Below are 9,055 nucleotides of genomic sequence, written 5' to 3'. Positions count from 1 at the left end.
TTGATTAGCTACCGACAGTGGGGCCACATGGCGGGCCGGGATCTGTCGGATATTATCCCGAACATGCGTGCTCTTCCCCATGCGCTGCAAATGCGCCAGACTTGGGCATTGACGGGTTGCGATGTTCTATCGCCGGGAGGGGGTCGTCCATGAATTTCGTGTTCTTCTCGCCGCATTTTCCCGCCAATGGTGCGGATTTCTGCGACCGTTTGAAGAAGGCCGGGGCCAGGGTGCTGGGTATCGGCGACGCACCCTATGACGCGCTCGACGCCAAGCTGAAAGCAGCCCTTTCGGAATATTACCGCGTCGCCGACATGGAGGACTACGATCCGGTGTTCCGGGCGATGGGGCATTTCATCCACAAATGGGGCCGCATCGACCGCTTTGAATCGCTCAACGAGCACTGGCTGGAGCTGGAAGCCAACATCCGCACCGACTTCAACATCTATGGCACCAAGCTCGATTTCGTGAAGAATCTGAAGCGCAAGAGCCGCATGCGCGCCTTCTTCCGCAAGAGCGGCGTCGACACCATCGCACAGCGCAAATGCTCCGACCGCGCCGGGGCCATGACCTTCATCCGCCGCGTCGGCTATCCCGTCGTGGTCAAGCCCGACAGCGGCTCCGGCGCCTCGAACACCTTCAAGATTTCCAACGCCAAAGAGCTCGACCAGTTCTTCAGGGACAAGCCCGAGGATGTGACCTTCGTCATGGAGCAGTTCATCGAGGGGCTGGTGGTGACCTATGACGGGCTGGTCAACCGCGACGGCGAGGTGGTGCTGGCCGCCAGCCACCGCTACGACCAGAGCATCATGGAGGTGGTCAACAAGGACCGCCACATGAGCTACACCTGCTTTCCCAAGGTCAGACCGGCGATCGAGGAGGCCGGCCGCAAGATCCTGAAGGCATTCGACGTGCGCGAACGCTTCTTCCACATCGAGCTGTTCGAGACCAAGGACGACCGGATCATCGCGCTGGAGGTCAACATGCGCCCGCCCGGCGCCTGGATGACCGATGCGATCAACTATACGTTCGACATCGACGTCTATGCGGCATGGGCCGACATGGTGGTCAAAGATGCCGCCGGCGGGCCCTACGAGGGCAAGTATTTCACCGCCTATGCCAGCCGCAAGCGGCACTTGCGGTATTTGCATGGCCATGAGGACGTGCTAGCCGCGCACCGCGACAAGATCGTCCACCATCAGGCCATCGAAGAGGTTTTCAGCCGCGCCATGGGAAATTACGCCTACCAGATGCGCTCGAAGGACGAAGCAGCGTTGCGCGAGGCGGTCGCGTATATCCACGCGGAAAAGGCGTGAGGCGATGGACATTTCCTATCACAAGAATTTCTCGGGCAAGCTCGGCCGCGACATGGAATACAAGCGCTACGGCCATGCCGGCCGGCCGGTGGTGGTGTTCCCGACCTCGCAAGGGCGGTTCTACCAGTTCGAGGATTCCGGCGGGGTGGGCGCACTTGCCGAATTCATCGACACCGGCCGCATCCAGCTGTTCACGGTCGACGGCGTCGATTCGGAATCCTTCTTCGACAAGCATGCCGACGCCGCCCACCGCATCGCCCGTCACGAGGCCTATTTCCGCTATGTGCGCGAGGAGGCGCTGCCGGAGTTCCTGTCCACGGCAGCGGCAGCCAATGGCGGGCGCAAGCTGAAGCCGCTGTTCTCGGGCTGTTCAATGGGCGCCTACCACTCGTCGAACTTCGTCTTCCGCTTTCCCGAACTGGGCTGCGGCGTCATTGCGCTGTCGGGCGTCTATTCGGCCCGCGACTTTTTCGGCAAGGCGCTTGAAGGCGATATCTTCTACAACTCGCCGCTCGACTATCTGCCCGGCATCGTCGATCCGAAACTGCTTGCCCGGCTGAAGACGCTCAGGCTGATCTTCTGCTGCGGGCAGGGCGCCTGGGAAGAGCGGATGCTGGTCGAAACGCGCAGGCTGGAACAGATCCTGCGCGACAAATCCATTCCCGCCTGGGTCGATTATTGGGGCGGCGATGTCAGCCACGACTGGCCGTGGTGGCATAAGCAACTGGTCTATTTCTTCGGCCGCTGGCTGGATGAAGATCTGATGCACAGGCTCGACTGATGACCACGCCCAATCCCATCCGCCGTTTCGTCGAGGCCACCAATGCCGGCGATACCGACGCTTTTCTCGACACTTTCACAGCCGACGCATCCCTGAGCGACTGGGGACGATCTTTCCAGGGCCGCGAGCAGATCGCACGCTGGAACCAGTCGGACAATATCGGCGTGAAATCCCAGCTTCGCATCGTCCGTATCACGGCGGCGGAGGGCAGCTACCGCGTCCGCATCGCCGTCACAGGCAACGGCTTCAACGGCGAGGGCGACATGAGCTTCACGCTGGACGGGAACCGCATAGCGAGCCTCGTCATCGCCTGACTACCCTTCCTGGCATGCTGGCAGAGCGATGGCCTCATGTTCCGACGCCGATCCGCGACGCAGGCCAAGGAAGACGACGATGGCGGTCATGACGGTGATCGCCGCCAGCACGATCAGCAGCCTGTCGAAGGCCGTCTCGTAGGCCTGGACAAGAACAGCGGCTCCGGCCTGCGGCAGGTGTAGCGCCGTTTCACCGAGATTGCCGGTCACCAGCAACTGCGCGGCAGCCGCAGCATGCGTTGAAGACGCCATTCCCTGTGCGGCGAGCTGTGCGGCGGTGAAGCCCGACAGGGTCGCCATGACGATCGCGAGAGCCACGCCCTCGCAAGCGACGCGAGTGGTGTTGAAGATGCCGACCGCCATGCCGGCGCGCTCCTTCGGCACGACACTGACGGCAAGCCCGTCCATCAATCCCCAGGGCAGAGCGATGCCGACGCCGATCAGCATCAGCGGCGCCACCAGCGCACTGTCGACCGGCGGTGTCAGGCTCAGCCAGACAAGCCCGGCGGCGGTGATGAGAAGGCCGACGCCGCAGATCGTGGCCGGAGCGATCCAGCGCGCCAGCTGGCCGGCAAGCATCGGCAGGATCAGCAGCGGGCCCGAGAGGCAGATCATCAATTGCCCGGCCTTGATCTCGCTCATCCCCTCGACGCCGATGAAGCGGATCGGCAACAGGACGAGCAGGACGACGAAGCCATAGGCGGGTGCCGCGGCCAGAAACTGGACGCCGACAAAGCGAGGGTAGGCAAACAGCGTGAGATCGAGCATCGGCCGCCGCGCGCGTCGCTCGACGACGACGAAGGCAACAAAGAAGAAGGCGGCCGTGCCGAGAAGCGTGACGACAAGGGGATCGGCCCAACCGCTCTGCGGGGCCTGCAGCACGCCATAGGTCAACGACGCGAGCGCGATCGTGAAGGTGCCGGCTCCCGCCCAGTCGACGCCCGTCGCATCCGGATCGCGTGATTCCTTGATGGTGCGCTGGCCGAGGGCTGCTGCGGCAACCGCGAGTGCTGCGACAAGCAGAAAGATCGACCGCCAGCCGAATGCAGAGATGAGCAGGCCGGAGGCGATCGGGCCGAAGGCGAGGCCGATGCCGAAACTGGTGCCGAGGAAGCTGAAGGCACGCAGCCGCAATGGCCCTTCGAATTCCTGGGCGAGCGCGGACGCACCACCGGCAAAGGCGGCGGCGCTGCCGATCCCTTGCGCGGCCCTGAGGATGTCGAACCAGACGATGTCAGGCGCGAGCATCGCGCCGAGTGAGGCGAGGACATAGAGGCAAAGGCCGGCGAGGAAGATGCGCTTGCGGCCGTGGTTGTCGGCCAGTGCGCCTGATGCCATCAGGGTGGCGCCGAAGGTCAGCATGAAGGCATTGGTCACCCAGTTGAGTTCAACCGGGCTGCCGCCAAGATCGGCCGCGATGCGGGAGAGTGCGACGGCCGGGCCGGTGAAGGTCAAGGGCATCGTCATCGCGGCAAGGCATACCGACAACAGCACGAGCCATCTCTCGGCAGAACCGGTTGTGGACTTCAAGGTCATGGATTTTCCTATCTGAAGCAGCATTCGCGGTAGGCCGCGTGGTTGCGGAGCCGGTCGCAATGACAAGATAGGTCGGCGGCATTTCAGGAAAAATAGTACTATATCTCCTCATATACCGGACTGAAACGCTCGAATGGAAGAATGCGATGGATCGCCTTAGTGGCCTCATAGCCTTTGCCCGTACCGCCGAACTCGGCAGTTTCATCGCTGCCGGCCGGGCGCTCGGCATTTCCGCTTCCGCCGTCGGCAAGAGCGTCGCAAGGCTCGAACAGGAGCTCGGTGTGCGGCTCCTGCAGCGCAGCACGCGGCGCATCGGCCTGACGGAAGAGGGCAGACTGTTCAACGAGCGGGTGCGACGCATCCTCGACGACATCGACGATGCCGAGGCGATGCTGTCGCGGACACGGGAAACGCCGCATGGGCGGCTGCGCATCTCGACTCCGATCGTCACCTATCATCTGTTGTTGCCGGTGCTGTCGGAGTTCATGGCCCGCTATCCCGAGATCGAGCTCGACATCGATTTCAACGATCGGATCGTCGACGTGATCGACGAGGGCATTGACGTCGCGATCCGAAGCGGCGAGCTGCCCGATTCACGCCTGGTGTCGAGACCCGTTGCGCCCTTTCGCATGCTGCTGTGCGCGGCGCCCTCCTACCTCGACCGCCATGGCACCCTCAGCGTGCCGGCGGATCTCATCAGGCATTTCGGCATAAACTTCCGCTTCCTCAACAGCGGCAGGCTGCTGGAGTGGCCATTCATTACCGGAAGCGCTGAACCGCAGATCCGCTCGATGCTGACCTGCAACAACATGGAGGCGTTGAAAGGCGCCACACTCGCCGGCCTCGGCATCGCCTGCATGCCGGATTTCCTGGTGCGCGAGGCGCTGCACGAAGACAGGCTGCGCACCGTCCTCGACGATCATGTCGACGGCCGTGGCCAGTTCCGGATGCTGTGGCCCTCCAATCGCCATTTGTCGCCGAAGGTGCGCGTGTTCGTCGATTTCCTTCCCGAGCGCCTTGCAGCGGCGCGATAGGCCAGGAGCGGGTAACGGCCTTGTGATTTGAGATATGAAGGTTAACTTTGAAGTTTACCTTCATATATGATACAAGGTGGCCATGAAAGATCAACTGGATCCGCAGAACGCCCCCGAAGCCGCGCGTGCGCTGGCCCTGGCGGCCGAGCTTCGGGTCGTGGCCGGCAGGCTGATCCGGCGTTTGCGTGAACAGGCCGATGCCGGCGACCTGACCACGTCGCAGAAGTCGGTGCTGCTGCATCTGGAGCGCGAGGGCGAGGCGACGGTGACGACGTTGGCGCGCGCCCAGGATATGCGTCCGCAATCGATGGGCGCCATTGTCTCGACGCTGGAGGCGGCAGGGCTGTTGGAGGGCAAGCCGGATCCGAGCGATGGCCGGCAGACAATCCTGTCGCTCACGGTTGCCTGCCGGGACATGATCGCTGCCGGGCGGGCAGCCCGACAGGACTGGTTGTTCCGCGCCATCCAGACAAATCTTGACCGCCGGGAGCAGGAGCAACTCGCAGGCGCCGTCGAACTGTTGAAACGGCTCGCCGACTCCTGACCAATCGCCCGGTGTCCGACATGCCGCCGCACCGATCATCGGAAGGAAAACATGGATGGCAGTCACCACGCTTGACCGGAAGACGGCGCTCGTCGTCATCGACCTGCAAAAAGGCATCGTGTCGCTGCCCACTTGCCATCCAATAGGTGAGGTGGTGCAGAAAGCTGCCGTACTCGCCGATGCGTTCCGCGGCCGCGGCTTGCCGGTCGTGCTCGTCAACGTTGCCGGCGCGCCTCCGAGCCGGACGGAGCAGGCACCTCGCCTGGGAGCCCGCCCCGACGGCTGGACTGATCTTGTCCCCGAGTTGAAGCAGCAGCCGGGAGACCACACGGTGACCAAGCGGACGGCGGGTGCCTTCGTCAACACCGATCTCGAAGCTCACCTGAGGAGTCAGGGCGTCACCCAGGTGGTGATCGCCGGCGTCGCCACCAGCATGGGTGTCGAGGCGACAGCACGCCATGCCCGCGATCTCGGGTTCAACGTTACGCTTGCCCTCGACGCCATGACCGATACGAACCTCGATGCCCACACCAACAGCATCGCGCACATCTTTCCGAGGCTGGGCGAAACCGGCACGACGCGGGAGATCATCGATCTGCTCGAAAAGAAGGAAGCCTGACGGTGCAATGGATCGACTATGCGTCCTACCTGTTCGGCGGCGCCGTGCTGACAAATGCCGTGCCGCATTTCGTCAATGGCGTGATGGGGCGGCCCTTTCAAAGCCCGTTCGCCAAGCCGCACGGACAAGGCCATTCGTCCTCGACCGTGAACGTTCTGTGGGGCTTTCTGAACCTCGCCATCGGCTATCTCCTGGTGATCCGTGTCGGAGATTTCGACTTGCGATCCACGGCTGATGTCGTCGCGCTGGGACTGGGCACCCTCCTTATGGGAATGGTGATGGCACGCATGTTCGGCCGCTTCAACGGCGGCAATTTCCCGGCCGACGGATGAGCGGTCCCGCGAAAGGCACTTTTCGTTTGCTGGCCAATTTCAACTATCGGATCTGGGCCGGCGGCGCGATCGTGTCGAATGTGGGAACATGGATGCAGCGCACCGCCCAGGACTGGCTGGTGCTGACCCAGCTGCCCCACAACAATGCGACCGCCATGGGCGTGGTGATGGCGTGAGGTTGGCGCAGGCGGCTTTGCCTATTGCCTGACGCTTCTCGCCACCAGCCGCGCGACGCTTGGGCCGACCAGCAGCACGATCAGGAAGCGTGCCGACTGCAGCGCCATCACGAAGGAGATGTCGACGTTCTGCGCCGCGGCGGCGATGATGGCGATGCTGTCCATGCCGCCGGGGCTGGTCGCCAGATAGGCGGTCAGCGGATCGATGCCCAAGAGATGGCTGATCATGAAGGCAAGGCCACCGCAAAAGGCGATCAACGCCACGATCGAGGCGATGATCTGCGGCAAGGCGCGCGTCGCATGGCGCAGGATAGCCCTTGTGAAGTTCAGGCCGATCGACCAGCCGACCATGGCATAGCTGGCAGCCAGCAGCCAGGGCGGCAATTGCATCTCCACGCCCAAGCCGAGATGGACGACGGTGCCGAAGATGAAGGTGCCGAGGAAGAAGGGTGAGGGCAGCCGGCACAGCTTTCCCGCCAGTCCGCCGACGAGCGCGATGCCGATGGTGGCGGCGAAGGCTCGGGCATCGATCGGCGGAAACCAGATGATGGCGGGGATTTCGACGCCCGACGTGTCGACCCACATCTTGGCGACGAGTGCTGCCGTCATCGAAACGAAGATGACGCGCAGATACTGCATGAAGGCGACGAGGCGCTGGTCGGCGCCGAAGGCGCCGGCCATCAACACCATGGCGGTGGCCGCACCCGGCGAAGAGCCCCAGACGGCGGTGGTGCCCGGCAGGATGCGCCAGCGGCTGATCAGCCAGCCGAGCAGGCTGGAGGCCGTGACGGTGGCCACCACAACGCCGAGAAACAGCGGCCATTCCCGGGTGAAGACCGGAAAGATGTCGGCCGAGATCGAGCCGGCGACGAGGCAGCCGACGATCGCCTGGGCGGCGCCGAACAGAAGCCGCGGCACGCGCACCGTGGCGCCATTGGTGCCGGCGACGATGGCTGCCAGCATCGGCCCGATCAGCAGCGCCGCCGGGAGGGCGGCCAGTTCCAGCGCGCCGGCAAACAGCAGGGAAACGATCAGCAGGGCCAGCCATTGCCAGAGCTTGCGCATCCGCGCCATGCGTTCGATGGCGGGCTGGTCTGGAGGCTGCTCGGCCGAGGAATCCATGTTGCGGTCTTAGACGCGAAGCGGGGCGATGCGAACCCAGCTTTGTCGAAAAAAGGATGCTTGCCTCAGCCGGTCTTGGCGTCGGCCAGGCCGAAGCCGCCGACAGGGTGGGTCTCGACCTGGAATTCGAAGCCGGCGATGAACGGCCGCGCCTTGGCGATCGCCGCCTGGACCTCGGGAAGCTGCAGCGAGGCTTTGTGGCTTTCGGCGTCGGTCCACACTTCGGTGACCCAGATCGCATCGGCATCCGCGGGGTCGCGGGCGATGATGTAGCTCAGGCAGCCCGGCAGGGCGCCGGTACTGGCGCGCAGCACGTCCATGACCGCGTCGCGCTGGCCGCGCGCCGCCCGCATCTTGCCGATCAGTCCATACATTCCGTTGTCTCCCTTTGAGGTTTTCGACAAGAACATGCAGATCGCCAGTATGCCGATAGCCGCTCAAGGCATCAACTGGCCGCCATTCACCTCGATAACCTGGCCGGTGATGTAGCCGCTCAGAAGATCGGAAGAGAGGAACAGATAGGCGCCGACGCAATCCTGCGCCGTGCCGGCGCGTCCCTGCGGAATGGTGGCGACCATGCCTTTGATCTGCTCGTCGGTCGAATAGCGCTCGTGGAACGGGGTGAGAATGGTGCCGGGCGCCACCGCGTTGACGCGGATGCCGAAGCCGATCAGCTCCTTGGCCATGCCGCGCGTCACATTGGAGACGAAAGCCTTGGCCGAGCCGCGTAAAGCCCGGCGCCGCCGCCGGCACCATTGCGCGCGGCGATCGAGGAGGTGTTGACGATGAAGCCGCCCTGTTTCTTCAGCCACGGGATCGCCTTGCGCGAGGCGGTCAGCACCGAACGCGCATTGAGATCCATCACCGCGTCGTAATGCGCTTCGGTCTGCTCGGCATAGGGCACGCGGCCAAGCATGCCGCCGGCATTGTTGACCAGCCCGTCGAGGCGGCCGAAATACTGCGCGCTGTCCTCGACGACGCGTTCGACATCGGCGGCAATGGAGAAATCGCCCTGGACGAGAAACACCTCGCCGCCCTTGTCGGCGATCGTCATGCCGAGCTTCTCGGCGGCGGCTTGACTCGAATTGTAATGCAGCGCCACCTTGCATTTCTGCGCGGCATAGGCGAGCGCGAGGGCCGCTCCGATGCCGGTCGACGCGCCGGTGACCAGCACCGCCTTGCCGGCGAGATCGGGTATGCTGAGCGTGGCTGTGGCTGGCACTGTTCGTCCTCCGGGATTTCAGCCCGTCCTTCGTAGGCCCTAGTGTCCTGATTCCGAAG

10 protein-coding genes and 2 pseudogenes are annotated in these 9,055 nt (G+C 63.8%); 8 read left to right on the top strand and 4 right to left on the bottom strand.

The window, feature by feature from the left end:
* Window positions 1-149: 149 nt before the first annotated feature.
* The 3 genes from FCU66_RS40320 to FCU66_RS40310 are packed head-to-tail and all read left to right on the top strand — an operon-like array spanning window position 150 to window position 2,411.
* The gene (locus FCU66_RS40320; protein ID WP_136622674.1) at window positions 150-1,316 is read left to right on the top strand and encodes an ATP-grasp domain-containing protein; all 1,167 of its coding nucleotides are present in this window, start codon (window positions 150-152) and stop codon (window positions 1,314-1,316) included.
* 4 nt (window positions 1,317-1,320) lie between these two features.
* Entirely contained in the window at window positions 1,321-2,097 is a 777-nt protein-coding gene (locus FCU66_RS40315; protein ID WP_136622673.1) for an esterase family protein, read from the top strand.
* Window positions 2,097-2,411 carry a nuclear transport factor 2 family protein gene (locus FCU66_RS40310; protein WP_136622672.1) on the top strand — a complete coding sequence of 105 codons (315 nt, stop codon included), beginning with the start codon at window positions 2,097-2,099 and terminating at the stop codon, window positions 2,409-2,411. The genes FCU66_RS40315 and FCU66_RS40310 overlap by 1 nt, the downstream gene beginning before the upstream one ends.
* On the opposite strand, the gene FCU66_RS40305 is transcribed toward FCU66_RS40310, so the two are convergent.
* The gene (locus FCU66_RS40305; protein WP_136622671.1) at window positions 2,412-3,947 is read right to left on the bottom strand and encodes an MFS transporter; all 1,536 of its coding nucleotides are present in this window, start codon (window positions 3,945-3,947) and stop codon (window positions 2,412-2,414) included.
* Between the two features lie 146 nt (window positions 3,948-4,093).
* Between FCU66_RS40305 and FCU66_RS40300 the strand changes: the two genes are divergently transcribed.
* The 5 genes and pseudogenes from FCU66_RS40300 to FCU66_RS40280 all read left to right on the top strand — a co-directional run.
* Window positions 4,094-4,981 (top strand): LysR family transcriptional regulator, encoded by an 888-nt coding sequence (locus tag FCU66_RS40300; RefSeq protein WP_136622670.1) that lies wholly within the window; start codon window positions 4,094-4,096, stop codon window positions 4,979-4,981.
* An 82-nt stretch (window positions 4,982-5,063) separates the two neighbouring features.
* Window positions 5,064-5,525, top strand: coding sequence for a MarR family winged helix-turn-helix transcriptional regulator (locus FCU66_RS40295; RefSeq protein ID WP_136622669.1), 462 nt, complete (start codon window positions 5,064-5,066; stop codon window positions 5,523-5,525).
* 55 nt (window positions 5,526-5,580) lie between these two features.
* Window positions 5,581-6,144 (top strand): isochorismatase family protein, encoded by a 564-nt coding sequence (locus FCU66_RS40290; RefSeq protein WP_136622668.1) that lies wholly within the window; start codon window positions 5,581-5,583, stop codon window positions 6,142-6,144.
* A 2-nt stretch (window positions 6,145-6,146) separates the two neighbouring features.
* On the top strand, window positions 6,147-6,476 hold the full coding sequence (locus tag FCU66_RS40285; RefSeq protein WP_136622667.1) for a hypothetical protein: 330 nt from the start codon (window positions 6,147-6,149) through the stop codon (window positions 6,474-6,476).
* Window positions 6,473-6,649 (top strand): annotated as a pseudogene (locus FCU66_RS40280) (MFS transporter); the annotation flags it as partial. The gene FCU66_RS40285 and the pseudogene FCU66_RS40280, both read left to right, overlap by 4 nt.
* 24 nt (window positions 6,650-6,673) lie before the next feature.
* Here the strand turns inward: FCU66_RS40280 and FCU66_RS40275 are convergent.
* The 3 genes and pseudogenes from FCU66_RS40275 to FCU66_RS40265 form a co-directional block, all read right to left on the bottom strand.
* The gene (locus tag FCU66_RS40275) at window positions 6,674-7,774 is read right to left on the bottom strand and encodes an AbrB family transcriptional regulator (protein ID WP_136622666.1); all 1,101 of its coding nucleotides are present in this window, start codon (window positions 7,772-7,774) and stop codon (window positions 6,674-6,676) included.
* Between the two features lie 65 nt (window positions 7,775-7,839).
* Window positions 7,840-8,148 (bottom strand): putative quinol monooxygenase, encoded by a 309-nt coding sequence (locus FCU66_RS40270; protein WP_136622665.1) that lies wholly within the window; start codon window positions 8,146-8,148, stop codon window positions 7,840-7,842.
* 63 nt (window positions 8,149-8,211) lie between these two features.
* Window positions 8,212-8,996: pseudogene (locus FCU66_RS40265) on the bottom strand (SDR family NAD(P)-dependent oxidoreductase).
* Window positions 8,997-9,055 lie beyond the last annotated feature (59 nt).

Origin of the sequence: Mesorhizobium norvegicum, from assembly GCF_004919685.1 — a bacterium.
Taxonomy (GTDB): domain Bacteria; phylum Pseudomonadota; class Alphaproteobacteria; order Rhizobiales; family Rhizobiaceae; genus Mesorhizobium; species Mesorhizobium norvegicum.
The sequence above is the reverse complement of the archived record's forward strand: the minus strand, read 5'-3'. Positions and strand labels throughout refer to the sequence as shown.